Source organism: Paraglaciecola sp. QJM3NY_14 (assembly GCF_056173245.1).
On sequence record NZ_CM149664.1, the window covers coordinates 4,130,352 to 4,156,952 of the forward strand.

23 protein-coding genes are annotated in these 26,601 nt (G+C 46.6%); 4 read left to right on the forward strand and 19 right to left on the reverse strand.

Annotated features, from left to right (window positions below):
• Window positions 1-12 precede the first annotated feature (12 nt).
• The 4 genes from AC0VYA_RS17695 (at window position 13) to AC0VYA_RS17710 (ending at window position 3,750) form a co-directional block, all read left to right on the forward strand.
• A complete protein-coding gene (locus tag AC0VYA_RS17695; protein ID WP_475489142.1) occupies window positions 13-948 on the forward strand; it encodes a nucleoside hydrolase in 936 nt (311 codons plus the stop codon).
• A 167-nt stretch (window positions 949-1,115) separates the two neighbouring features.
• On the forward strand, window positions 1,116-1,712 hold the full coding sequence (locus AC0VYA_RS17700) for a 5-formyltetrahydrofolate cyclo-ligase (protein WP_475489143.1): 597 nt from the start codon (window positions 1,116-1,118) through the stop codon (window positions 1,710-1,712).
• A 141-nt stretch (window positions 1,713-1,853) separates the two neighbouring features.
• The gene (gene rpiA, locus AC0VYA_RS17705) at window positions 1,854-2,510 is read left to right on the forward strand and encodes a ribose-5-phosphate isomerase RpiA (RefSeq protein ID WP_475489144.1); all 657 of its coding nucleotides are present in this window, start codon (window positions 1,854-1,856) and stop codon (window positions 2,508-2,510) included.
• A 202-nt stretch (window positions 2,511-2,712) separates the two neighbouring features.
• Complete coding sequence (locus AC0VYA_RS17710) at window positions 2,713-3,750, forward strand: hypothetical protein (protein ID WP_475491089.1); 1,038 nt, start codon at window positions 2,713-2,715, stop codon at window positions 3,748-3,750.
• Window positions 3,751-3,760: 10 nt separating this feature from the next.
• Here the strand turns inward: AC0VYA_RS17710 and mutT are convergent, their stop codons facing one another.
• The 19 genes from mutT to mraZ all read right to left on the reverse strand — a co-directional run bounded on the left by mutT (window position 3,761) and on the right by mraZ (window position 26,419).
• Window positions 3,761-4,153: an 8-oxo-dGTP diphosphatase MutT gene (gene mutT / locus AC0VYA_RS17715; protein WP_475489145.1), complete on the reverse strand. Its 393-nt coding sequence runs from the start codon at window positions 4,151-4,153 to the stop codon at window positions 3,761-3,763.
• Between the two features lie 90 nt (window positions 4,154-4,243).
• Complete coding sequence (gene secA, locus AC0VYA_RS17720) at window positions 4,244-6,973, reverse strand: preprotein translocase subunit SecA (RefSeq protein ID WP_475489146.1); 2,730 nt, start codon at window positions 6,971-6,973, stop codon at window positions 4,244-4,246.
• 174 nt (window positions 6,974-7,147) lie between these two features.
• The gene (locus AC0VYA_RS17725) at window positions 7,148-8,047 is read right to left on the reverse strand and encodes a M23 family metallopeptidase (protein WP_475489147.1); all 900 of its coding nucleotides are present in this window, start codon (window positions 8,045-8,047) and stop codon (window positions 7,148-7,150) included.
• 138 nt (window positions 8,048-8,185) lie between these two features.
• Complete coding sequence (lpxC, locus tag AC0VYA_RS17730) at window positions 8,186-9,100, reverse strand: UDP-3-O-acyl-N-acetylglucosamine deacetylase (protein WP_011576243.1); 915 nt, start codon at window positions 9,098-9,100, stop codon at window positions 8,186-8,188.
• A 176-nt stretch (window positions 9,101-9,276) separates the two neighbouring features.
• Window positions 9,277-10,449, reverse strand: a complete 1,173-nt coding sequence (ftsZ, locus tag AC0VYA_RS17735; RefSeq protein ID WP_011576244.1) for a cell division protein FtsZ — start codon at window positions 10,447-10,449, stop codon at window positions 9,277-9,279.
• Between the two features lie 83 nt (window positions 10,450-10,532).
• Complete coding sequence (ftsA, locus tag AC0VYA_RS17740; protein ID WP_011576245.1) at window positions 10,533-11,762, reverse strand: cell division protein FtsA; 1,230 nt, start codon at window positions 11,760-11,762, stop codon at window positions 10,533-10,535.
• A gap of 21 nt (window positions 11,763-11,783) precedes the next feature.
• Entirely contained in the window at window positions 11,784-12,545 is a 762-nt protein-coding gene (locus tag AC0VYA_RS17745; protein WP_475489148.1) for a cell division protein FtsQ/DivIB, read from the reverse strand.
• A gap of 5 nt (window positions 12,546-12,550) precedes the next feature.
• Window positions 12,551-13,507 carry a D-alanine--D-alanine ligase gene (locus tag AC0VYA_RS17750; RefSeq protein WP_475489149.1) on the reverse strand — a complete coding sequence of 319 codons (957 nt, stop codon included), beginning with the start codon at window positions 13,505-13,507 and terminating at the stop codon, window positions 12,551-12,553.
• A complete protein-coding gene (gene murC / locus AC0VYA_RS17755) occupies window positions 13,504-14,958 on the reverse strand; it encodes a UDP-N-acetylmuramate--L-alanine ligase (RefSeq protein WP_475489150.1) in 1,455 nt (484 codons plus the stop codon). Before murC ends, AC0VYA_RS17750 begins: the two co-directional genes overlap by 4 nt.
• A complete protein-coding gene (gene murG, locus AC0VYA_RS17760) occupies window positions 14,955-16,103 on the reverse strand; it encodes an undecaprenyldiphospho-muramoylpentapeptide beta-N-acetylglucosaminyltransferase (protein WP_475489151.1) in 1,149 nt (382 codons plus the stop codon). Before murG ends, murC begins: the two co-directional genes overlap by 4 nt.
• Entirely contained in the window at window positions 16,096-17,559 is a 1,464-nt protein-coding gene (ftsW, locus tag AC0VYA_RS17765; protein ID WP_475489152.1) for a cell division protein FtsW, read from the reverse strand. The genes murG and ftsW overlap by 8 nt, the downstream gene beginning before the upstream one ends.
• Window positions 17,556-18,881 (reverse strand): UDP-N-acetylmuramoyl-L-alanine--D-glutamate ligase, encoded by a 1,326-nt coding sequence (murD, locus tag AC0VYA_RS17770; protein ID WP_475489153.1) that lies wholly within the window; start codon window positions 18,879-18,881, stop codon window positions 17,556-17,558. Before murD ends, ftsW begins: the two co-directional genes overlap by 4 nt.
• A 15-nt stretch (window positions 18,882-18,896) precedes the next feature.
• A complete protein-coding gene (gene mraY / locus AC0VYA_RS17775; protein WP_473475839.1) occupies window positions 18,897-19,979 on the reverse strand; it encodes a phospho-N-acetylmuramoyl-pentapeptide-transferase in 1,083 nt (360 codons plus the stop codon).
• The gene (locus AC0VYA_RS17780; RefSeq protein ID WP_475489154.1) at window positions 19,973-21,388 is read right to left on the reverse strand and encodes a UDP-N-acetylmuramoyl-tripeptide--D-alanyl-D-alanine ligase; all 1,416 of its coding nucleotides are present in this window, start codon (window positions 21,386-21,388) and stop codon (window positions 19,973-19,975) included. The genes mraY and AC0VYA_RS17780 overlap by 7 nt, the downstream gene beginning before the upstream one ends.
• Entirely contained in the window at window positions 21,385-22,962 is a 1,578-nt protein-coding gene (locus tag AC0VYA_RS17785; RefSeq protein WP_475489155.1) for a UDP-N-acetylmuramoyl-L-alanyl-D-glutamate--2,6-diaminopimelate ligase, read from the reverse strand. The genes AC0VYA_RS17780 and AC0VYA_RS17785 overlap by 4 nt, the downstream gene beginning before the upstream one ends.
• Window positions 22,952-24,712: a peptidoglycan glycosyltransferase FtsI gene (locus tag AC0VYA_RS17790; RefSeq protein WP_011576255.1), complete on the reverse strand. Its 1,761-nt coding sequence runs from the start codon at window positions 24,710-24,712 to the stop codon at window positions 22,952-22,954. Before AC0VYA_RS17790 ends, AC0VYA_RS17785 begins: the two co-directional genes overlap by 11 nt.
• Window positions 24,709-25,029 (reverse strand): cell division protein FtsL, encoded by a 321-nt coding sequence (gene ftsL, locus AC0VYA_RS17795; protein WP_011576256.1) that lies wholly within the window; start codon window positions 25,027-25,029, stop codon window positions 24,709-24,711. The genes AC0VYA_RS17790 and ftsL overlap by 4 nt, the downstream gene beginning before the upstream one ends.
• Window positions 25,026-25,961, reverse strand: a complete 936-nt coding sequence (rsmH, locus tag AC0VYA_RS17800) for a 16S rRNA (cytosine(1402)-N(4))-methyltransferase RsmH (RefSeq protein ID WP_475489156.1) — start codon at window positions 25,959-25,961, stop codon at window positions 25,026-25,028. The genes ftsL and rsmH overlap by 4 nt, the downstream gene beginning before the upstream one ends.
• The gene (mraZ, locus tag AC0VYA_RS17805; protein WP_006994258.1) at window positions 25,961-26,419 is read right to left on the reverse strand and encodes a division/cell wall cluster transcriptional repressor MraZ; all 459 of its coding nucleotides are present in this window, start codon (window positions 26,417-26,419) and stop codon (window positions 25,961-25,963) included. The genes rsmH and mraZ overlap by 1 nt, the downstream gene beginning before the upstream one ends.
• Window positions 26,420-26,601: the final 182 nt, after the last annotated feature.

Below are 26,601 nucleotides of genomic sequence, written 5' to 3' on the forward strand. Positions count from 1 at the left end.
AACGAGGACTGTATGAGTCATAAAATTATTCTTGATACCGATCCGGGTATCGACGATGCAATGGCGATCTTTTTCGCTTTTCAATCTCCAGATATTGACGTACTTGGTTTAACGACCGTTTATGGCAATGTACCCGTTGAAATGGCTGCCCAGAACGCACTTACTCTGTGCGAAATGGCCGGAGTTGATATTCCAGTATGTAAAGGCGTGGGTATGCCATGGGTTGGCCCTCAGTCTACTTATGCACATTTCGTTCATGGCGATGATGGCTTCGGTAACGTTTGCCCTGAACCGTCAAAACGCCCGTTAGACCCTCGTAGCTCAGCGCAATTTATTGTTGATATGGCACGCCAGCACCCAGGTGAAATCACCGTCGTTGCCATTGGCCCATTAGGCAACTTGGCATTGGCGCTTCGTTTAGAGCCTGAACTGCCTAAGCTGTTAAAAGGTGTGTCTATTATGGGCGGCGCTGCTTTTGTGCCAGGAAATGTTACACCGGTTGCTGAAGCCAACATTTGGAACGATGCGTACGCAGCAGAGATCGTATTTGCTGCTGACTGGAACCTCACCATGTTCGGTTTAGATGTGACAATGACACTGCCCTTTGATCCTGCATTTTTAGAAGGTTTACGTGATAACAATGCCAAGTTAGGCGGATTTGTTCACGACGCGGCGCAGTTCTATATGGACTTTTATTCGCAAAACCGTGAAGAGCGTGTGTGTTTCTTCCATGATGCAATGCCTATTGCACATTTGGTTGACCCAAGCTTATTCGAAATTGTTCGTGGTCACGCACGTGTGTCTACCGACCCATTGAACATAGGGCAAACTACCGTTGCTCCTAAAAACACGACTGCAAGCCCTCATTGGCTTGAGGCGCAGCAAATTGATGTAGCAGTTAAAGTAGATAAAGAGCGTCTAACCAAGCTATATTTAGACACCTACTAAGCCTTAGGCTGTGTTAACGATACTGTACCTATATAGGTGCGGTATCGGTGCAGTCTCTTTGCCGATAACAAACGCCATAAAAAATCCAATAAAGCAGCAAAAACTCCGACAAAAAGCGCGATGATTGAATATGATGTTCCCTACTCATAACCTCAATTTTTATTAGCATGCCAGTACCTGATAAGCGCAATCAATTACGACGATACTTTCGCCAAGCGCGTAATAACCTAAGCCAAGCTCAGCAGACTTTTGCTAGCGAGCAACTTTTGATGCAGTGCAGCGCTATGACTGAATATCAACATGCCCACGTTGTGGCCTGTTATTTAGCGCAAGATGGCGAAATCGCATTAAACCCATTAATTAACGATGCTTGGTTGAAGGGCAAAACCGTTTGCTTGCCCGTGCTGCACCCCTTTTGCAAAGGGCATTTGATTTTCGTGCACTACCGACAAAACAGTAAAATGCAGACCAATCGCTTTGGCATACTCGAACCTAAGCTTAACGCCTGTGACATTATCCCCATTACAAAACTTGATGTTATTTTTACTCCGTTAGTTGCCTTCGATGACAGCGCCCAACGATTAGGCATGGGAGGCGGTTTTTACGATCGTACGCTGGCCCCAGTGACACGTCATGAGATATCTTTGCAGATATACGGGGTGGCCCACGACTGCCAGAAAGTGAGCAGCGGCTTAAAAAATGAAAAGTGGGATATCCCCATGCACAAAATTATCACTCCATCGCATATCTATAGCCACACCTAACCGTGTATTGCGCTTAGCTTTTGTCTTTTTCGTTGATTAAGGGTCAGCCCGTACGTTTCAGTTCATAATGCTCATTGGGTTCTGGCTTCTAACATTACCTTGGGTATACTTTACGCATCAAATGACCCAAAGAAGAACATAATGAATCAAGACGATAAGAAAAAAGCAGTCGCCCAAGCAGCGGTACGATATGTAGAGCAAGACTCCATAATAGGCGTTGGTACTGGCTCTACTGTCAATTACTTCATTGAGGCCTTAGCGCCGATCAAGAATAATATAATCGGTGCGGTATCCAGTTCAGATGCATCAACAGAACGTTTAAAAGCGTTAGGCATAGAAGTATTTGATTTGAACTCGGTTGACCAACTGTCAGTGTATGTTGATGGCGCGGATGAAATCACTGAACATCGCCATATGATTAAAGGCGGGGGCGCGGCTCTAACTCGTGAGAAAATTGTTGCAGCGGTAGCACAGAAGTTCGTCTGTATCATCGACGATACCAAAAATGTGGGCGTATTAGGCGCCTTTCCATTACCTGTTGAGGTTATCCCCATGGCGCGCTCATACGTCGCTAGGGAGATTGTAAAACTCGGTGGCGACCCAGTGTATCGTCAAGGTGTGGTGACCGACAATGGTAACGTCATCCTAGACGTACATAATCTGAAAATACTGAATCCTGTAGAGCTAGAACGACAGTTGAATAACATTGTTGGTGTTGTCACCAATGGCTTGTTTGCAATGCGCGGGGCCGATGTAGTACTCACAGGCAGTGAAAGCGGTGTTCAAGTAAACGAGTAATGCTTAATTTAGCCAATTCAAGTAGAGCCGTTTTTTAGCGGCTCGCGTGCTTTAAATAGACAGCCAAGTGTACACAAAATCGTCATATAACAATGGCAAACTGACCGGATAACTTAGTCAACTGTAGTATCTCGTTGTGTCCATTCATTTAGATTCGATAAAAACTCGCCTCGTGTTAATTATTACAGTGTGTGTATTAGGCATGCTGCTATTGGTAGGCAGCCAAATTTATTACACGAAAAAACTCGTTGATTTAAATGAGAAAAATAAGTCTCTTCTGCGCTTAGGCCAAGATTTCTTGCAATTAAGAAGACATGAAAAAGACTTTTTACTGCGCCTCGATCCCACCTATGTGGAAAAATTTAATCAGCAAACGGATCAATTCCTCACCCAGTTGGTCGCGACACAGACAGAAGATGAGCACTCCGCGGAGAATCAAGCCATCTTTACCCAGTTACAAACTAGTCTGCCTTTATACCAGCAGCAATTTAACACCTTAGTAGAAATGCGAGTGGCTATGGGGCTAGATGAAAACAGCGGATACCAAGGTGCCTTTCGAAAAGCGACCCACGCCTTAGAAGCCAAAATAGCCCAAGCAAATTTGCAATACATGCACCAATTACTGTTACAAATACGCAGAGCTGAAAAAGATTTTCTGCTACGTAAAGACATGGGCTATGTGGATAAAGAACTGAACCTGTACTCTTCCCTAAGGCAACGGATTGAAACCCAGCCCGCATCTATGTATGCCCAGCTTATGCCTCTGCTGACTCAATATCAGCAACAATTCATGCAATTAGTGGATGCTTATCGCCATGTCGGACTCGATCATAACAGCGGGCTTCAGGGGCGCTTTCGTAATCAAGCACATCTAGTAGAGCAAAACTTTATTAATTTAGATCAGCAGTTGCAACTGCAAGTTAATAAGGCCCAGCAACACGTAGAAATGACGAGCATCATGATCATGCTTATCACCTCTGTGGTACTGATCGCTTTGCTCGTGCGTAGCTTTATGACGTTGCAGCGGGCGTTTAGCAACTTTGTGATGTTTTTCTATCGTTGTAAGCGCGAATACCAGCATATGGATGAGAAAAACATGGGGTTCTCAGAGTTTAAATATCTCGCCACCATCGCCAATGAGATGATCGATTCTCGCCGGCAAATGGAGCGGGAACTACGATCAGCGAAAGATGAAATCAGTCGCTTAAAGCAGGAACATAGAGCAACTATGACCGGCTAAATAAAACGCGTTACAGAAATTCCTGCTGCAGCTTGTTAACGATAGCGACATTAGCAGCGGGAAAGTCAAAATCGCTCAACTGCGCAATGTTCACCCAGCGACTTATTTGCCCTTCTAAATGTGTAGGCTCGCCGCTAAATTCATCGACGAGTTGAATATGTAGGCGAACGCATTTGTCACCATAGTCGTGCTCTATCAACATATAGTCTTGTACGTGCGTAACGTGAATACCCACTTCTTCTTCTAGCTCTCGTGTTAGCGCTTGAGCTGGGGTTTCACTATTTTCTTGCTTGCCACCTGGGAATTCCCATTTACCACCTTGATGCAGATCGTCCGCTCGCTTGCTGATATATATCTCTTGTTCGCGTTTTATTACCCCAACTGCTACATCAATCACTTTCACCGCTACACCTCATTTTGTTTCAAAAAAAACGGGCTGCTCCTGAAGGAAAAGCCCGCTCTTACTGCCGATTGGTAATCGATGAGTTAAGCGCTAGCTTAATTTACCATGGCATTGTTTGTATTTAAGACCTGAACCACATGGGCACGGATCATTACGACCTACCTTGGGGCCATCGCGCAGTGCATTCCCCGGACGTGCAGCAGGTGCTGCTTCTGGTGCTTGTTCAGGCGCCTGTGTGGCACTAGCAGTTTCATGCTCGTACTGCTTAGGTTGTTCGTCCGCTTGGCGACGCTGCTCTTCAACGGCTTCCACATCAGATTCCGCTTTCACTTGCACTTTACTTAACACTGTAACCACTTCCACTTTCAATGCTTCTAGCATTTCAGTGAACAGTTCGAACGATTCGCGCTTATATTCTTGCTTCGGATTTTTCTGAGCATAACCACGCAAATGAATACCTTGGCGTAAGTGATCCATTGCCGCCAAATGCTCTTTCCAATGGCTGTCCAAGTTTTGCAACATCACCGCTTTTTCAAACTGGCGAAGCACGTCTGGGCCAACGATGTCTTCTTTCGCTTTATAAGCGTTATTCACTTCTTCTAAAATGCGCTCACGGATTTTCTCTTCGTATAGTTTGTCGTCTTCATCGATCCATTTTTGTAATGGGATATCCAATAAAAACTCACTTTTGAAGTGCTCTTCTAATCCGCTAACATTCCACATTTCACTCAGTGATTGCGGCGGAATGTATTGGCTGATAATACTATCGACTACATCGATGCGAATGGCTTCGATGGTGGAATAAATATCGCCTTCATCAAGTAACTCATTACGCTGCTCGTAAATGACTTTACGTTGATCGTTTGCCACATCATCAAACTCGAGTAACTGCTTACGCATGTCGAAGTTACGACCTTCCACTTTGCGTTGCGCGTTTTCGATTGCGCGCGTTACCCAAGGGTGCTCAATGGCTTCGCCGCGCTCCATCCCTAAACGCTTCATCATGTTGCCCATTTTTTCAGAGGCAAAGATACGCATCAAGGCATCGTCTAGTGAAAGATAGAAACGAGATGAACCCGCATCGCCTTGACGCCCTGAACGACCACGAAGTTGGTTATCGATACGGCGAGATTCATGACGCTCTGTGCCTATGATGTGTAAACCACCGGCCTCAATTACTGCATCGTGATCTTTCTGCCATTGCTCTTTGATTTTTTCCACAGTGCCAGGCTTAGGGTCGTTAATACCCTCTACAGCTACCTGCCAGTTACCACCAAGGACGATATCCGTACCACGACCAGCCATGTTAGTAGCAATCGTTACAGCACCTGGTTTACCTGCTTGAGCCACGATGTCTGCTTCCTGCTCATGGAATTTCGCGTTCAATACCTTGTGAGGAATTTTAGCTTTTTTCAATATATTGGAAATAAGCTCAGAGTTTTCGATAGATACGGTACCGACTAATGTCGGCTGACCACGCTTAACGCAATCTTTAATATCTTCAACTATCGCTTCGTATTTCTCTTGGGCGGTTAAGTATATTAAATCGGCTTTGTCTTTACGGACCATAGGTTTATTCGTTGGAATAACCACGGTATCTAAGCCGTAAATGCTTTGGAATTCAAACGCTTCGGTATCCGCTGTACCTGTCATACCGGCAAGCTTGTCGTACAAACGAAAGTAATTTTGGAAGGTGATTGATGCGAGTGTTTGGTTCTCGTTTTGAATATTTACACCTTCTTTGGCTTCTACTGCCTGGTGTAAACCTTCAGACCAACGACGACCTTCCATTGTGCGGCCAGTGTGCTCATCAACGATAACCACGTCATCACCTTTGACGATGTAATCAACGTCACGGCTAAACAATTTATGCGCGCGTAATGCCGCATTCACATGGTGCAGTAACGAAATATTGGCTGCAGCGAAAAGAGATTCATCTTCTCCAAGAATACCGCTGGTTTTAAGGATTTCTTCAACATGAATCTGACCTTTCTCGGTCAAATGTACCTGCTTACCTTTTTCATCGATGGTGTAGTCACCGTCGCCATTTTTGCCTTCTTCGTCTTCTTTTTCTTGCTGTTCAAGCTGAGGAATAATGGCATTAATTTTACGATACAGCTCAGAGCTGTCTTCCGCTTGACCGGAAATAATCAGCGGCGTTCTGGCTTCATCGATAAGGATTGAATCTACTTCATCAATGATGGCGTAATGCAGTTCGCGCTGAACACGATCACCAGGGCTAAAGGCCATGTTGTCACGCAGATAATCAAAACCGAATTCATTGTTAGTGCCGTAAGTAATATCAGCAGCGTAGGCTTCTTTTTTCTGGGCATGGTTCATGCCAGGGATATTACAGCCAACACTCAACCCTAAGAATTCAAATAGTGGACGGCTGCCCTCAGCATCACGACTCGCCAAATAATCGTTGACGGTAATCACGTGCACACCCTTACCACTTAAAGCGTTTAAGTAGGCAGGTAGTGTAGAGGTAAGGGTTTTACCTTCACCGGTACGCATTTCAGCGATTTGACCTGTGTGCAACACCTGACCACCAAGCATCTGTACATCGAAATGACGCATTGAAAACACACGCTTACTGGCTTCACGTACAACAGCGAACGCTTCAGGCAATAAATTGTCTGTGTCTTCACCGTCTTGCAAACGCTTTTGAAACTCACCCGTCTTAGCTTTGAGTTGCTCATCACTCAGCGCCTCATACTGTGCTTCTAACTGGTTAACTTGCTCAGTAATTTTATTTAATTTTTTTAAAGTTCGGTCATTACGGCTACCAAAAACCTTGGTCAGAATACTCGAAAACATGGATTTACAGCTTCCAATCTAATAAATGAATGACCTTACAGCCTCAAAGGCATAAAAATCATGACTAAAGTAAGACAAATCGCTTTTAAAGAGCCGATTGCCAATAAATAACGAAAAATGTTTCGTTGGGCGATATCAAACAGACTACCCTTGCTTAAGCCGACGCTTTAACAGCTAGTTGCGATATACAAAGGGTAATGGGTCTTGTGGTTGCCCTTGTTTTATAACTTCATAATGTACATGAGCACCGGTTGAACGACCAGTATTACCCATCAAGGCGATTGATTGACCTTTGGTCACTACGTCACCCATCTTTACCTTTACGGACTTATTGTGCCCGTATCGTGTGACCAAGCCATTACCATGGTCAATTTCTACTAATTCACCGTAACCATATCGCGTTGCCGCCCACGTTACTATGCCTGCGCCAGTGGCTAATACGGGCTCCCCTTCTGCACCGGCGAAATCTAACCCTTTGTGCATGGTGGGTTTACCGGAAAATGGGTCGGTTCTGATACCGTAGTACGATGATAGCCAACCAGCCTCAATCGGGCGGCCCGCCAATGCGCTTTCTTCGGTTATATGGTGACTCATGAAGATAGATTCAAGCGCACCCAATTGCTTCTCTTTATCTGCTAACTCATCAAGCATGATTTCGATACGGGAAACCATATTGTATTGGCTCACGTCAACTGGCGTATCAGGCAATACTTGCGCTTCTTCGCCACTCACTGAAAAACTAAATTCATCAGGGTTTAATTGAGCCTGCTCTACTAGCCTTGCGCCTAATGCATTCACTTTAACTAAGCGGCTTTCTGCTTCAGCTAATTTTTGCAGCACCGCTGCTAAACGTTGCTCAGTGGTGGTTTTAAGGTCGTCTAGCTGGGTCTGTTGCTGTTGTAAACCAGATTGCGCTAACGACAACCGAGCCAAGTTTTCATTGGGTAAATCTGTGGAGCGACTGGAAATAAGAAATAAACCGCATATGGCAATAAAGCACGGCAATATCTGGCGCTTAGTAGGCCGATAAACAAAACGTGATTTTTTACTGCGATACAGTAGTGTCAGACTCATTATTGAACGATTTCCCAAAAGTTTGGATGCTTTACATCTCTTGTGAGATGCAGTTTAACAAAGGGTTCTTGATATACAAAATCAATTCGTCTTAAACAAAAAATGCCGCTTAAAGCGGCATTTTAGTCGTAATTCAATTTAGTTCGCTAAAATAGGTGATGCGAATCTAATAGGTAGCTCTTCGCTATTGTCATAGCTGACAAATTCCCAACAAGCTTGGTTCTGCAGCAACGCATTAAGCAATTTGTTATTCAAACCGTGACCGGTTTTATAGGCAACTAACTCACCGATAATACTGTGGCCACCTAAATATAAATCACCAATGGCATCTAGAATTTTATGCTTTAGGAACTCATCGCTATAACGTAACCCTTCAGGGTTAAGCACGCGGTATTCGTCTAAAGCCACGGCGTTCGCCATGCTGCCACCAAGCGCAAGGTTGTTGGCGTTCATGTATTCTAGATCTTTCATAAAGCCAAACGTACGAGCACGGCTCACTTCATCAACATAGGAAGATGAATCAAAGTCTAACACCATGTGTTGGCGCGTCTGACTGATCGCAGGGTGATCAAAGTCGATGCGAAAATCCACACGGAAACCGTCATGCGGGCGCAACTCTGCCCACTTGTCGCCGTCTTTCACTTTGATCGCTTTTTTGATCTTAATGAATTGCTTAGGGGCGTTAAGCTCCTCAATACCAACAGATTGCAATAAGAAGATGAACGGGCTAGCGCTACCGTCCATGATCGGCAATTCGTCACTATCAACTTCAACAATAATATTGTCGATGCCTAAGCCGGCAAGCGCTGAAGCCAAGTGCTCAACGGTGGAAATAGACACACCGTCAGCGTTGGTTATACACGTACACAACATCGTGTCACCCACCGCTTCGGCGCGAGCTGGAATATCCGCATGAGGCTCAAGGTCAACGCGGCGAAATACAATACCTGTATTCGCCGGCGCAGGCCGGAGAGTCATAGTGACCTTGTCACCTTTGTGCAGACCAATTCCAGTCTCTTGAACAGATTGTTTAATGGTACGTTGTTTAATCATTTTATTTCTTGGCTCTAGTTAACCTAATAAAAAGCGGCACGTATTATATGAATTAATGCGTCTATTGTCAAAATAGTGTCATATTCACCCTTTTCAAGTCCATACAACAGGATAATCTGTTGTTTGATCTGAAGTGATAGGACAACGCATTAGTCTAATAATTCATAGACCCGATTTTAATCAGCTTGCTTGCGTAAAAACGCAGGAATATCTAAATATTCAAGATCATTACCTGAGTCAGTTCTTTCTTCATTCACCACTGTACGGCTACTTTCAGTGGTCACACTGGTTTGTACATTGTCAGTACCGTTGGCTTGAATACGAACTTCTTGCTGTTCACTCGGTACACGTGCTGAAGTGCGGTTTGATACCAAAGAGATGTCAGGCTTACGCTCTGCACCAATACCTGTCGCCACAACGGTCACGCGCAGCTCATCAGACATTTCCATGTCGATAACCGTGCCCACAACCACAGTTGCGTTTTCAGATGCGAACGCCTTAACAGCATTACCCACGATTTCGAATTCATCAATTGAGAAGTCGGGGCCAGCTGTGATGTTAACCAAAATACCACGGGCGCCAGACAAGTCGATGTCTTCTAATAATGGACACGCAATTGCACCTTCTGAAGCTTCTTCAGCGCGATCTTCACCAGAAGCACTGCCACTACCCATCATGGCCGTACCCATTTCTGACATAACGGTTCTTACATCGGCGAAATCCACGTTGATTAAACCAGGACGTGTAATAAGCTCAGCTATACCTTGTACCGCTCCGCTTAAAATGTCATTCGCAGCACTGAACGCTTGCAGTAAAGGCGTACCTTTACCCATGACTTTCAGTAATTTTTCGTTCGGGATGGTGATCAGTGAATCAACGTATTTTGATAACTCTTCGATACCTTGTTCAGCGAAATCAGTACGCTTACGGCCTTCAAAAGGAAAAGGCTTAGTGACAACCGCTACAGTCAAAATACCCAACTCTTTAGCGATTTTAGCCACTTCAGGTGCTGCACCTGTACCGGTACCACCACCCATACCAGCTGTGATAAATACCATATCGGCACCTTCCAGCGATTGGCGAATGGTTTCGCGGTCTTCTTCAGCTGCTTCACGGCCTATGTTAGGGTTTGCACCTGCACCCAAGCCTTTGGTAACACCAGAACCGATTTGCAGAGTCACGTTAGCCGCTGAGCTACGTAAAACTTGCGCATCGGTATTGATGGCGATGAATTCAACACCTTCAATACATTGTGACACCATGTGTTCGATAGCGTTTCCGCCACCTCCACCGACACCAATAACTTTAATGACGGCTTCTTCGCTATGACTATCCATTAATTCAAACATATTTACTCTCCGGTTTTTGCGCTAAGACATGCAAACAAAATAGTTTGCGGCCTATAGTTTTTTAAGTTCATTTAAAAGCAGGTTTAAAACTCGCCCTTAAACCAACTTTGAATTCGTTCCCAAACGCCTTCTGACGCTTTCGTTTTGGCCGCTGTTTTGGCCGTAATGTGTTCTTTTCCGTACTGAAGCAACCCAATCGCTGTGGCAAATGTTGGGTCTTCCACGTATTCCGACAAACCTTTGATAGATAATGGCTCACCCACACGTACAGGCATTTGAAAAATTTCTTCGGCGAATTCAATCGCCCCTTCCATTTTGGCAGTACCGCCTGTTAACACGATCCCTGCGGCTATCTGCTCTTCAAAGCCGCTATTACGTATTTCTTTCTGCACCAATTCGAACAGCTCTTGATACCTTGGTTCAATAACCTCTGCCAAGGTATGACGAGACATAGCGCGAGACGGTCTACCACCGACACTATGCACTTCGATGTTCTCTTCCATGCTAACCATGTCTTTTAGGGCACAGGCATAATTAATTTTAATGTCTTCTGCATGACTGATAGGCGTGCGGAATATTTTCGCAATATCACTGGTAATTTGATTACCGGCAGCGGGAACGACAGCGGTATGCCTAATGGCGCCGTCTGTGTAAATCACAATATCGATAGTGCCACCGCCGATATCAACCACGCACACACCTAACTCTTTTTCATCATCGGTTAGTACCGCATAACTCGAGGCTAACGATGAGAAAATCAACTGGTCTGTCGTTAAGTCGCAACGCTCTACACATTTCACTAAGTTTTTAGCCATGTCGTCAGCGCAAGTAATAATGTGCGCTTGAGCTTCCATACGCACTCCTGACATGCCAATTGGGTTTTTTATCCCTTCTTGTACGTCAATCGTAAATTCTTGTGGCAATACATGAAGCAAACGACGTTCAGCGGCGATAGGCACTGAGCGAGCGGCGTGGATCACGTTATCAACGTCTTCTTGGGTCACTTCTTTGTTATTGATGGGGACCATGCCACTTTCATTTTGGCATTGAACATGACGCCCAGAGATCGACATAAACACTGACGACACCCGGCAATCAGCCATTAATTCCATTTCGCTCATGGCACGCTGTACCGATTGAACCACTAAGTTCAAATCGTTTACGCCACCTTTATCCATCCCTTTAGATGGATGACTACCGACACCAATAACGCTGATCCCACCATCGTCAAGTAGCTCACCGACGACGGCTTTTACCATGCTGGTACCAATGTCTAAGCCTACAATTAGCTTTCTATCTGTAACTTTAGACATATCGTGCTGCTCTCACTTTCATTAGCTCTCTTGTGTAGGTTTTTCAGGGGACTTCCATCCCACAGCTAAACCTGTGTCATAGCGTAAATCAACATAATCTACGGCTCTTTCGTTCTTCTTCAGCAAGGGATACAAGTCGATAAAACGTTGTAATCTCGCTATGTATTCGTTGCGTCCTAAATTCAGATTGATGCCATTGACTAAGCGCAAATGCCAGGCGAAACGCTCACTTAAAAACAATTCATCAATGTTCATACCAGCACTTGCTAGTAACGCTTGCATAGAGTTGTACCCTTCAAGCGCGGTATGTTCGCTGCCGCCAGGCCCAAACAAACTTGGTAACTGAGGCGGCGTCGTGGCCTTGGCGAGCTCCCCAGCAAATACGTCACCGTATTGATTCAACACCAAGTCGTTGTTCCATTTCGCTGCTGGGGTTTGTTCCAGCACATATATTTTCAAACTATTTGGCCAGCGTTTACGGATTGATGCTCGGTAAACCCATGGCAAATTCTCAATATCTTGGTGCGCTTGCTCTACGTCTAGTTCAAAAAAACTACCCGGCTGGGTTTTACGTATTAAGCTCTCAATCTCGCTTTGTTTAACAAAGCGTAAATCACCCGACAAGGCAATATCGCGCACTGGCGCTTTTTGCTCGTCCTCGGCCCACACTTTTATGGCCCAAGCGCCGTATACAATGCCAGCGAGCAATAACAACAAGAACAGCATTCCACAAATAAATCGGTAGTTGGGTTGCTCAGTCGTTACCTTCGCTTCGCTGGTCATAGCAATTAACCTGCCGTTGCCAGTACAGCTAGGGAAAGTTGCTCAAAGCTCAACCCTGCTTGCTTGGCCGCTAAAGGCACTAAACTCTTTTCCGTCATACCCGGTACTGTGTTCGCTTCTAGTAAATAAAACTGCCCCAACATATCCTGCATAAAATCTACTCTCCCCCAACCTGAGCCTGCGACGGCATCGAATGCGCCCAACGCAAGACGCGCTAACAGCCCTTCTTGTTCCGCAGGCAAACCGCTAGGGCAAAAATACTCAGTCGTATTAGACTGGTACTTAGCCTCATAGTCATAAAAGTCTCGTGGGGTCGACATACTGATCGAGGGCATCGCTTCACCATTTAATAGGCTAACGGTGTACTCTGAACCTTGGATGAATTGCTCCAACAACACTTTATCGTCATATTCAAAAGCCTGTTGGATCGCTGCGGCGAGTTGTTGCGCATTTGACACTTTGGCCATGCCGATACTCGAACCTTCTTGAGCAGGCTTGACCATAACCAGATCTCCTAAGCGGGACATTATATCGCTGCAGTTCTCGGCATTAAAGTCTCTTTTATCCGCAATTTCATAATTGGCTGTTGGGAGTCCCAGACTCTGCCACACCTGTTTACTGCGTATTTTATCCATGCATAAGGCAGAACCTAAGACGCCCGTACCGGTATAAGGCATGTTCATTTGCTGTAATGCGCCTTGGAGCGAGCCGTCTTCACCGCCACGGCCATGAAGCATGATCAACACGCGATCAAATTTCTGTTCCACAAGTTGATGTAGCTCAGACTCAGCAGGATCAAAGCCATGGGCGTTTACACCAGCGCTGATCAATGCGCTAAGCACAGCTTGCCCTGAGCGCAGGGATACTTCACGCTCGGCAGAGCGCCCGCCAAACATCACGGCGACCTTTCCAAAGCGTGCAATATCTATTGCGCTAGTGTGTGTTGCGTTCGCCAGTGTCACTTTGACCACCCGGTACGCAACGCGCCCTTGTCTAACTTCATTTCTTGTAGCTCTTTGGCAATTTGGCCAATATTGCCAGCGCCTTGGGTCAACAAAATATCTTGATCTTTTAGGTTGTCTGCCAATAACTTAGGTAATTCGTTTTTGTCTGCTACATAAATGGGTTCAAGTTGACCACGTTGACGCATAGAACGGCACAGGGATTTACTGTCTGCCCCTTCTATTTTTTCTTCACCAGCGGAATACACATCAAGGAGCAACAGCACGTCTACTTGTGATAATACGCGCACAAAATCTTCGTACAGATCACGGGTTCGTGAATAGCGATGAGGCTGATAAGCCATAACGAGTCGCCTGTCAGGCCAATTATTACGTGCTACCGCTATGGTCGCTTCAACTTCCGTGGGATGATGACCGTAATCATCGACCAGCAGCACGTCGCCCTCGCCTGTGGCAAATTCGCCCAGCATTTCAAAGCGACGGCCAATGCCAGAGAAATTCGCTAACGCGGCTGTGATTGCAGCATCTTCAATATTTTCATCCGTTGCCACGGCAATAGCAGCAAGAGCGTTAAGTACGTTGTGCTTGCCTGGCGCATTGACCACAACTTGTATGTCTTGATGATCTTTGCGCTTTAAAGTGAATTCACTTTGATTGAATGTGTGCTTAACATGAGTCGCACGCACATCCGCGACTTCGCTGTAGCCATAGGTCAGGTATTTACGTTTTATGCGAGGGAGTAATTGCGTGAGCACCGGATCATCAATGCACAACACGGCTAAACCGTAAAAAGGTAGGTTGTGAAGAAAGTCAATGTAGGTGTCTTGCATCTTCTGGAAGTCACCTTGGTAAGTTTCCATATGATCAGGCTCAATATTCGTGACCACAGATACCATAGGTTGAAGATGCACGAAGGACGCATCACTTTCGTCTGCTTCTGCAATAAGGTACTGACTCGAACCCAATCTAGCATTCGTGCCTGCACTATTAAGCAAGCCACCAATAACAAAGGTAGGATCAAGTTCTGCTTGAGCAAAAATAGTCGCTATCAAGCTAGTCGTCGTTGTTTTGCCGTGCGTTCCCGCGATGGCTATTCCATGTCTAAAACGCATTAATTCCGCTAGCATTTCTGCTCGACGAATAACAGGAATACGCATTTCGTTGGCGGCGTTTACTTCTGGATTAGTTGGGTCAATCGCACTGGACACCACTACCACATTGGCATTCTCAACATTACTCGCTTGATGTCCAAAGAAAATAGTTGCCCCAAGGCCTGACAAGCGATCTGTCATTCCATTGGCTTGACGGTCAGAGCCGGATACCTGGTAACCTTCGTTTAATAACACTTCAGCAATACCACCCATGCCAGCACCGCCGATACCCACAAAGTGAATATTTTTAATTCGGCGCATCTCTGGCACATGGTAATGAACTTTATCGGGTGCGATCATTGCGCTTTCTCCACTAACAACTGGCAGCAATGAGTGACTCGTTGTACTGCATCTAATTTCGCTAACTTTCGGGCCTTGTTACCCATTTCCACTAGCATGTTTGGTTGTGCAAGACAGGCTTCTAACAATGAAGTTAACCCGCCTTGTACTAATTCATTTTGCGCCAACAAATAGCCTGCTTCATGCTCGACTAACGTTTGCGCGTTTTTAGTTTGATGATCGTCCACAGCATGGGGCAAAGGCACGAAAATAGCTGCCACACCGGATGCCGCTACCTCAGCCACGGTCAAAGCGCCAGCTCGGCATATCACCAAATCAGCCCATTGATAGGCCTGTGGCATATCCTCTACAAATTCATGCACCTGCCAATCACCGCTGTCGCCTAATTGATTTTGGTACAACTGGGTGACTGAGTCTAAATGGCCTTTGCCACATTGGTGGCGTACTTTGATTTCATTCTGCTTCGCTAACGCTAGAGGGACATTCTCATTCAACGCTTTTGCCCCTAAGCTTCCACCGAGAATAAGGATATTTGTAGCGCGGCTAATACCGGATATTTGCTTGGGCATAGTTGTGGCAAAGCCCGCGCGTACTGGATTCCCTACCCATTGATATTTTGCGGAATCACTCACGTCTTGCCCCTGACGGTCTGCTGTTTTTTGCGCATCGAATGTACCAGCAAATCCTGTCAGTACTTTATTCGCAATTCGGGCGAGTAATCTATTGGTCATACCTGGCGCAGCGTTTTGCTCATGTAAGACTAAGGGTTTGCCCATTAGCCAAGCTGCTACGCCGCCCGGGCCACTAGCAAAACCGCCCATACCGATCACAACATCAGGTTTAACCTGTTTGATAACGCCCCTTGCTTGGATAACCGCTTTGATGATTTTGAACGGCGCCGCTAGCAAGCGCACTAATCCGTTACCACGCACACCAGCGATATCAATAAAACTGATTTCAAACCCAGCCTTTGGCACTAGGTCTGCTTCCATTCGCTGCGCGGTGCCAAGCCAATGGATATGCCAATTCTGTTCTTTGAGTGCCTGTGCCACAGCCAGACCAGGAAAGACATGACCGCCGGTACCGCCAGCCATCACAAGCAAGGTATGCGTCATAACAGAGTCAGATGCAATTCGATTAGACATAGCCATCCTCCTGCTCTTCGTCCTTGCCACGCGGAGTTTTGCTGTTGTTTTTGCTAGCACGTTTGGTTTGACGGCTTAGTGTTTGCGCAGATTCGTCTTGGGCAAAATCATCCATGATAGAATCGATATCTTGTTCTTCGTCTTGCACGTCATCGACGACGGCGTAAGCCACATCATCAAGCACAGTAGAGACTTTTTTCTTACCTGCACTACTGGCTGTTTTCTGTTTGTTTTTTCTGCTACTCGATGTAGACGCTTTCGCTTTGCCGCCTCGGTCGATGGCTTGAATACCTTCAACGCGCATTTCAAAATCGATACGCACCAATAAACCCACTGCTGCAGCCATAATAATCAAACTAGAGCCGCCGTAACTTAATAGCGGGAACGTGAGGCCTTTAGTGGGCAAAATACCGGCACTCGCGCCCACGTTCACTGCGGTTTGAAAGCTAAACCAAATACCAATGGAGTACGCAAGATAGGCATCAAAAGGACGTTCATTTTGCAGTGCTTTGCTACCCATTTTCATGGCTTTGAGCACTATGCATAGCATAAGTGCCAGCACCGTTAGCACTCCAGCGAAACCAAGCTCTTCTGCTAAGATAGCCATGATAAAATCAGTGTGTGCTTCGGGTAAGTATTCCAACTTTTGTAAACTGTTGCCTAGGCCTTGTCCAAATACATCGCCGCGTCCATACGCCATCAGGGACTGAGTTAACTGGTAACCGCTGCCAAATGGGTCGGCCCAAGGATCTAAAAAGGAGGTAATTCGTTTCATGCGATATTCTTCGAACATGATCAAGAAAGTCACTGCTGCGCCGCCGGTAAACGCCAAGCCAAAGAACTGCCACAGTTTAGCCCCCGCCAAAAACAGTAACCCAATAGTGGTGCATAGCATGACCACAACGGTACCCAAATCAGGTTGAAGTAGCAGCAGTACAGCAAAGGCAAAGAACACCACTAACGGCTTCGCAAAGCCCTTAATGTTTTCAGTTACTTCCTCATAACGCCTAACCAAGTACCCCGCTAGATAACAGAAAAAGAATAACTTAGCGGGTTCGGCCGCTTGAATAGTAATGGGCCCTATCGCTAGCCAACGAGTACTGCCATTGACACTGCGCCCAACTAATAAGACGGCAATCAACAGCACCAGACCTAACAGTAATAACCAAGCATTGCTGGTGCGCCACCACTGCATCGGGATCTGCATCACGGTTAAGGCCGCACCAATCGCCAATACGATATAGATGCCATGGCGGATAGCAAAATGAAAAGGGTTGTCAAACAAACGAGACGCCACCGGCATAGACGCAGACGTCACAATAACCAAGCCAATCGCCATTAACGACAGCGCCAGTAAAATCAAGCTCACATCGTAAGGGCGAACCACCGCTGGGGCAGCATCATGTCGCTGAGCAAACATAGCGCGAAGAGGCGTCGCGAAAGTCGATGTGTTCATCGCTGACCTCCTTGCTTAGCTACCAGAGTGTTTACCGCTTTTACGAATAAGTCGCCGCGTTGCTGATAGTTTTTAAACATATCCAAGCTAGCGCAAGCAGGTGACAGCAACACGGTCGCGTCGCCCTCTGCTAACGTAGCAGCCAATTGCACTGCATCGTCTAAGGTTGCTACCTGATGGCTGTTTGCCTTTAATTCAGCCAACTTAGGACCATCTTTACCTAGGGTAATTAACTCATTTACTTGTGCGTTGAACCGCTCTTCCAGTGGCGAGAAATCAGCTCCTTTCCCGTCGCCACCCGCGATAAGGATCAATTTGCCTTTACTGGTCGGTGCTAAACCATCAATAGCGGCAATAGTGGCGCCAACGTTGGTCGCTTTGGAGTCATTTATCCAACGCACATGATGACTCACCGCCACGGTTTGACAGCGATGTGCCAGACCTGCAAAGCTGGTGGCTGCATGCTTAATGGCACTAAGATCAATACCCGCCAACATCGCCATGGCAGTGGCAGCTTGAATATTGAGCATATTATGCTCGCCTACCAACATGCAGGCATGGCTATCAAGGAAGTCTTTACCGTCCAGTAAAATATGCGCGGTGTCTTTATTCCAGCTCAGGCCACGTTCGCTGCTACTCAAACCAAACATGACATCAGGATTAATCGTCATAGGCCATGTGGCAGCGTCGTCACGGTTACACACGCTGAAACGTGCATCGCGATATATCCGCAGTTTTGCGCGCTGATAGCTCAGCATATCTCCGTGGCGGTCCAAATGATCATCACAGAGATTTAACATGCAAGCCACGTGAGGGCGCAAGGTATAGGTGGTTTCCAGCTGAAAGCTCGATAACTCTAAAACAATAATGTCAGCGTCTTTTTCCAACAATTCGAGGGCAGGAATACCAATATTCCCCCCTAGGAACGCTTTTTTACCTGCCGCTAAACACATCTCGTAGGCAAGTGTTGCCACCGTAGATTTACCATTAGAGCCGGTAACCGCTAATACAGGTGTATTGTTGAACATGGCGAACAGTTCGATGTCGCCAATTACCTGCACGCCCGCGTCAATGGCGGCATTGATGGCCGGTGTTTTCAAACTCAAACCTGGGCTGACTACCAGCATGTCTGCTGCGCACAAACGGGCGCTATCCAGTTCACCGAGAAACACAGGAACGGATACACTGACTTCCAAATCTGCACGGGTATCCACTGCGCTCACATTGGCACCTTTAGCGACTAAAAATCTCACGCAGGACAAACCGGTCAAACCGAGTCCAACTACGATGATATTTTTATTTGCTAATGGATTAGCAGCCATTTAACGCAATATCCTTTAACGTAATTTCAAGGTGGCTAAGCCAACCAAGACTAAAATGATGGAGATGATCCAGAATCGCACGATAACGCGAGGCTCTGGCCAGCCTTTTAATTCATAGTGGTGGTGGATTGGCGCCATTCTGAAAATCCGTTGGCCGCGCAATTTAAATGATCCCACCTGCAAAATAACTGAGAGCGTTTCCACCACAAATACGCCGCCCATGATCACCAGTACGATTTCTTGACGCACTAACACAGCGATGATCCCTAGCGTGCCGCCAAGTGCCAGTGAGCCAACATCGCCCATGAACACCATGGCTGGGTAAGTGTTGAACCACAAAAAGCCAAGGCCCGCGCCGACAATGGCTGTGCATACAATCACCAGTTCACTGGTCAAGGGTAAATACGGAATATTCAGGTAAGCGGAAAAGTTAATGTTGCCTGTGGTGTAAGCAAAAATCGCGAATGCACCAGCCACTAGAACAGTAGGCACGATAGCTAAGCCATCTAAACCGTCAGTTAGATTGACCGCATTACTGGTGCCGACAATCACAAAATAAGTCATCACAATGAAGAACATGCCCATTTGCGGCATCACATCTTTGAAAAATGGCACGAGCAAGGCGGTTTCAGCCGGGTCTTGCTGGCTGGCGTATAAATACAAGGCGACACCAATAGCAATAACCGACTGCCAAAAATACTTCCAGCGCGCAATCAAGCCTTTTGGGTCTTTACGCACGACCTTACGGTAGTCATCAATAAAGCCGATAATGCCGTAACCGACAACGACACTTAACGTGACCCAAACGTAGCGATTGGTTAAGTCTGCCCATAACAGTACGCTTACCACAATCGCCGCCAAAATCAGTAAGCCACCCATAGTAGGTGTGCCTGATTTGGCCAGATGGGATTGAGGGCCGTCATCACGCACCGTTTGGCCAATTTGCATGGTTTGCAACCAACGGATCATCCGCGGGCCAATTAAAACGGCAATTAACAGGGCCGTTAGCGTGCTCAAAATGGCACGAAGCGTCAGATAAGAGAAGACCCTAAAGCTTGGCTCAAACTGTTGTAGCCAATCGGCCAGTAGCATCAACATGCCATTAGCTCCCTAAAGCGTTCAAACTTTCCCACGGGGGATGCCTCCAAAGCTTCCACTACCAACTCCATACGCGCACTACGGGAGCCCTTTACTAAAATGCTGATATCTCGTTTCTCCGATGCTAAATGCTCGGCTAATGCCGCGACTAATTTGTCTTTATCACTAAAATGGTAACCGCTCTTTTGATACACATCGCTGGCGCTTTGACTGAGTACGCCAAGAGTGTACAAGCCGTCTATGCCCTTTTCTTTGGCATATTCCCCTACTTGCTGATGATAAAAGCGTGCTCGCTCTCCTAGTTCAGCCATATCGCCTAACACTAAAATTTTGCGCCCAGCAAAGCTGCCAAGTAAATCAATGGCTGCGTTTACAGAGGCCACGTTAGCGTTGTATGTGTCATCAAGTACTTTAACTTGACCGCTTAGCTGCTTAACTTGTAAGCGACCACTTACTTGTGCCATGTACTGCAGCCCAGCTTGCACATCTTGTAAGTTAGCACCTACTTCTATCGCTAATGCAGCAGAAACTAAGGCATTGCTGACGTTATGAATACCAGGCAAAGGCAAAGTGATGGACACCTTACCGATGGGCGTGACCATCAGAAAGTCTGCGCAACCACTTAAACCAAGTACGACATCCTGTGCGTAATAATCGGCTTCACCTTGGGTCGAAAAACGCTGATTACGTAGATGTTCATACTTACCGTGCCAGAACGCGTAGAATTGGCTGTCGGCGTTGAAAATAGCTAGCCCGTCTTTTCCTAACCCTTTGAAAATTTCACTTTTAGCGCGTGCCACACCTAATAAGCTGCCGAACCCTTCAAGGTGGGCAGCAGCAGCGTTAACGATTGTAGCCACATCTGGCTTTACCAACTCAGTGGTATAAGCAATTTCCCCAAGATGGTTAGCACCTAACTCAACTACGGCGAACTCGTGCTGCGCTTCAAGACGCAATAAGGTAAGAGGCACACCAATATCGTTGTTGAAATTGCCCTTCGTGGCGAGCACTTTACCGCGCCGAGATAAAATAGCAGCAACCATTTCTTTGACTGTGGTTTTGCCACTGCTACCGGTTATAGCCACCGTCTTTGGTGCTACCTCACGCTTTACTGCCTGTCCCAATAGTCCCAGAGCGGCTTTGGTATCGCTAACTAATATTTGGGCTAACGGGGTCTCCACTTGACGGCTAACAACTACCGCTATTGCCCCACTTGTTTGAGCCTGTTCGATAAATTTATGGCCATCGAAATTTGGTCCGCTCAAGGCAATAAATAAATCATCTGAATTTATATGACGTGTGTCAGTGCTGACACCCTGAATTATGGCGTCTTCAGCAATACTGTTTTCGCTGCGAATAATTTCGCCCTGCACTTGCTGCGCAATCCACGCCAATGAAACCGGGATCATGTGATGTTCCTCTCAAACATTTGTTGTACGTATTCACGCTCGTCGTAAGCAACCGTTTGGTTGCCAATAATTTGGTAGTCTTCGTGGCCTTTACCTGCCACTAAAATGATGTCATTCGCTGTCGCATTCGATACGGCTTGTTCAATAGCCGCCTTGCGGTCAAGTACCACCTGCACTTTTTCTGGATGTACACAGCCACTTAGAATATCGTTAGCAATCGCGGTGGGTTCTTCCGAACGACTGTTGTCATTGGTAATGGTCATGTCATCTGCGTAGGTTTCAGCGACCTCTCCCATTAAAGAGCGTTTACCTGTGTCTCTGTCACCACCGCAACCAAAAATAACCGACAAACGCCCTTGGCTATGTTGGCGAAGCGCCACTAACGCTTGCTTTAAGGCATCTGGCGTATGGGCGTAATCTACTACCACGGTAGGCGAGTTATTCCCACCAAAACGCTCCATGCGACCGGTGACCGGCACCAACAAATGCGCATGCTTAGCGATGTCATTTAGCGACTCACCTAGGCATAACTGACTCGCTATTGCAGCCAGTGCGTTAAAAATGTTAAAGCGCCCTAGTAGAGATAATTGAATGTCACATTCACCCCATGAGCTCACCAATTTAAATCGGCACCCTTGGTTCGAATACACGACATCCTTGGCTAAACATTGATGCTCAGCGTCCGTTAGCATTAAGCTCTCGTCAGCGATCCCGTAAATAACAGGCGTTACCGCTGAAGGTAACTGCGCCAACCAACGCTTGCTCTCAATTTCATTCCCGTTGAGTACCGCGAATCTGAGCTCAGGTTGCTTCAACAACTCGCGTTTAGCTTGGGCGTAGGCTTGCATAGTGCCGTGATAATCGAGGTGGTCTCGCGTTAAGTTCGTCAACACAGCCACATCTGTTTTAAGCGCAGCAACGCGTTGTTGTACTAATGCATGAGAAGACACTTCAAGGGCGACTTGTTTAACCTGGTCTTGTGCAAATTGCGCCATCAATTTATGCATGCTGATAGCGTCTGGCGTGGTGTTCGCCGTTTCACTATGCGATGCGCATGCCCCTGATTGGTCAATCACACCTGAGCCTAATGTGCCAATTGACGCGGCACGCTTATTAAGTAGCGCTGCCAATTGACTGGTTAATTGTACTGTCGATGTCTTACCGTTGGTGCCCGTCACGCCAATCACTTGTAAGGACTTGGCTGGGTAACCATAAAATGCAGCCGCAAGTGCGGATAACTGAGCAGATAGGTCATAAAAGCTGATGATTAACGATTGCTCGCGCATACTCGTATGCCCGTGCTCTGCTTGGGTTTCGCACTCGGCTATGATGACCTTTGCGCCTAGGCTGATCGCTTGAGGAATAAAATCTCGCCCGTCACGTACATGGCCTTTGAGCGCAATAAATGCACTGTGAATAGCCACATCACGGCTATCAAGCACCAAAGATTCAATCGTAATGTCCCCGGCCTGAATAGCAAATTCTAACAGTAGCGGTTTTATACTCTGCGCTGTTTTTGAATGAGCCCGCTTTAATTGATCTTGGTTAGTTTGCACTTGTTTGCTATCCAGCATGAGACGCTCCCGTAATTGAGGCCAGTGAAGACACTGACTTGTCATCGGGGGGAACGTTTAACATTTGCAAACTATTAGACATGATTTTTGAGAACACAGGCGCTGCGGTATCACCCGCATAATATAAGTCACCGCGGGGTTCGTTGATCAGTACCACTACCGCAAGTTGCGGGTCAGATACAGGCGCCACACCAGCGAAAATACTGACGTACTCTTCGCCGTAACCACCAGCGACCGCTTTTCGACTGGTGCCCGTTTTGCCTGCTACGCGATAACCAGGGACACGCGCTTTCGTGCCTGAGCCGCCCTCATTGACAACACTTTCCATCATGGTCAGTACTTCATGAGCGATGTCCTCGCTGAGTACTCGCTCTTCGGGCGCTTTTTGCTCACTCTTTATCACGCTAAGCGGGCGTTTAATGCCGCCACTGCCCAATACGCTATACATTCTGGCTAGCTGGGCTGTGGTCACCGACAAGCCATAACCAAATGATAAGGTGGATAATTCAAACTCTGACCAGCGGCTGCGATCATGAAATATACCGCTACTTTCACCAATAAGATTCGAGCCTGTGTCGCTCATTAACCCCATGTTGTAATACTGATCTATCAAAAATTGCTTTGGCACAGATAAAGCCAACTTCGAGGTGCCCATATTACTCGATTTACGAATGATCCCGGTTAAATCCAACTCACCGTAGTTACGAGAATCTCGCACCATGCTACCGCCTACGCGCATCCAACCAGGTGAGGTATCAATAACGCTGTCCATTTCTACTGAGCCAAATTCCAATGCGCTAAGCACCGCAATAGGCTTAATCGATGAGCCGGGCTCAAAAGCATCTGTAATCGCGCGATTACGGATCCGGTGACCAGAAACGCCGCTACGATTATTCGGGTTATAAGACGGGTTATTAACCATGGCCAGTATCTCGCCGGTTTGCACATCAACCACCACGGCTGAAGCGGAAGTGGCTTTGTAATACTGCACGGCTTTTTTCAATTCTTTGTAGGCAAAGGCCTGAATACGCTGGTCAATCGTCAACTGAATATCTTTTGGCTCTTCACCGGCTTCTTGCTCTAAAATTTCCACCTGACGGCCTTTGCCATCACGACGAATTTTACGACTGCCAGGGGCTCCCTTCAGCCATTCGTTATATAATTTTTCGATACCCTCGATGCCCTGATCGTCAACATTGGTGAAACCAATTAGCTGCGCAGACACTTCTCCTGTTGGGTAATAGCGACGAGATTCGTCTCGCAAATACACCCCACTGATTGAAAGCTGATCCACATAATCAGCCATCGCAGGTGAAACTTGACGTTGAATGTACACAAAACGCTTTTTCGGATTTTTCACGCGTGAAACGAGCTTGGTGTAATCTTGACCTAACACGTCAGCGAGTGCCTGCCAGCGGCGCTTGTCATTCAATGAACCGTTTTCAACGATGGTTTTCGGGTCAGCCCAAATGGCTCTTACTGGCACACTTACCGCCAAATTCTGGCCATTTCTGTCAGTTATTAAACCTCGGTGCACCGGCATATTTTGCGTGCGTAATGTGCGGTTATCCCCTTGCTTAATCAGCAAGTCAGGGTCGATAACTTGAATGTAAACTGCCCGCGCTGATAGCCCAACAAACACCAACATAATCACGCCTATCACAAGCAAATAGCGCCACTGCAAAGCAGTAGGGGCGACATTTTGCTTCGCTTGCTGATTACGTTTTTTGTTGGTGCTAACTCGGCTCATTTTATTCTCACCACCACTTCTTCATCAGCTTGCGGACGGCGCATGCCTAATTGCTTAGACACCAAGTTCTCAATACGATTATGTTCGGTTAACGCGCTTTGTTCTAAAATCAGATTTCGCCATTGGACATCTAGCTGATCTTTCTTTTGCATCAGGCGCTCAAGCGCAATCGACGCCTGGCGATTATGGTGTGCACTCAAGATAACGGCACCCGCGCTAACTAACAGTGACAAAAACAACAAAACCCGCACGGGATGGCGGGCTAGGTCAGCAAGCAGAAAGCCGACGAGTTTGAAGTTAGTTTCTTGGGTACTCATAATTTTTCGGCAACCCTGAGAACCGAACTACGAGCACGGACATTTCGAGACAACTCATCACTTGAGGGTTTTATGGCTTTGCCTATGGCTTTCATGGCTTTATGAGAATCTATTTCAGCCTGCATAATGGGTAAACCATGGGGAACTTGAAGACCGCGGCTTTGCTCTCGAATAAAGCGTTTTACTAGTCTGTCTTCCAATGAATGAAAGCTGATCACAGACAAGCGTCCACCAGAATTCAAGCTATTTAACGCGGCTTTCAAACCCGTGCGAATTTCATCCAGTTCACTGTTGATATAGATACGAATACCTTGAAAGCTGCGCGTTGCTGGATGCTTGAACTTGTCTTTAACGGGGACCGCCAAATCGATAATTTCGGCCAATTGCGCCGTGGTGGTTATTGGTGCTTCTTGACGCGCATTAACAATACCGTGAGCAATACGTTTACCAAATTTTTCTTCACCAAATTCTTTGATGACTTGTGCAATATCCTGCTCTTCAGCATGGGCTAACCACTGGGCAGCACTTTGCCCTTTAGTTGGATTCATGCGCATGTCTAATGGCCCTTCACGCATAAAACTAAAGCCACGCCCTGGCTCATCTAGCTGGGGTGAAGACACGCCCAAATCCATCAAGATACCGTCTACTTTGCCGTGCAGTTCAAGAGAGGTAAGCACCTCTTCCATTTCTGAAAAGTTACAATGATGTATACTGAAACGTGCGTCATCCGCTAGCGCTTTAGCCGCTTCAATCGCTGAAGGGTCACGGTCAAGGGCAATCAAGCGTCCATTTGGCGATAACTGAGATAATATCTGCTTAGTGTGACCACCACGCCCAAATGTGGCATCCAGATAAACGCCATCAGGTTTAATCGCTAACCCGTCAATGGATTCTTGCAGCAGTACAGATAGGTGTGATGGTTGCGTAGTCATTAGAGTGAGAAATCCTGCAAGCGCTCAGTTAATTCAAAGGCTGCTTCTTGCTCAGTCGCAACATCTTGTTGTATTTGTTGTTGCCAGACACTGTGATCCCAAATTTCGAATTTGTTCAATTGGCCTACCAACATAATTTGTTTATCTAAATGAGCATGCTCGCGCAGCGGCGCAGTCAATAAAAAGCGACCGCTCTTATCCATCTCCCCTTCGGTTGCATAACCGAGCAGTAAACGCTGTAATCTGCGCTCATGGGGATTCATACTGGATAGGCGCGAAAGTTTAAGCTCAATTTCTTCCCATTCAGGAAGTGGGTAAAGCAGCAAGCAAGGTTGCTGGGTGTCAATAGTACACACCAGTTGCCCCTGACAATCATCCAGCAAAGACTGACGATACTTCGTTGGTATCGTTACCCGTCCTTTTACGTCAAGATTGATTGCGTTAGCGCCGCGGAACATTTCCTAGCCTTTTTTATAATTCGTTACTGATTTAGAACCATTTCTCACTAAATATGAGTTTTTGATCCACTTTTTGCCACTTTTACCCACGATGCACAGTTTAGGTACCTCATGTCCATCATGTCAAGGGATAAAACAGGCAATTTGACGATGCCTCAAGCCAGAGAAATCAAGGCGTTGGC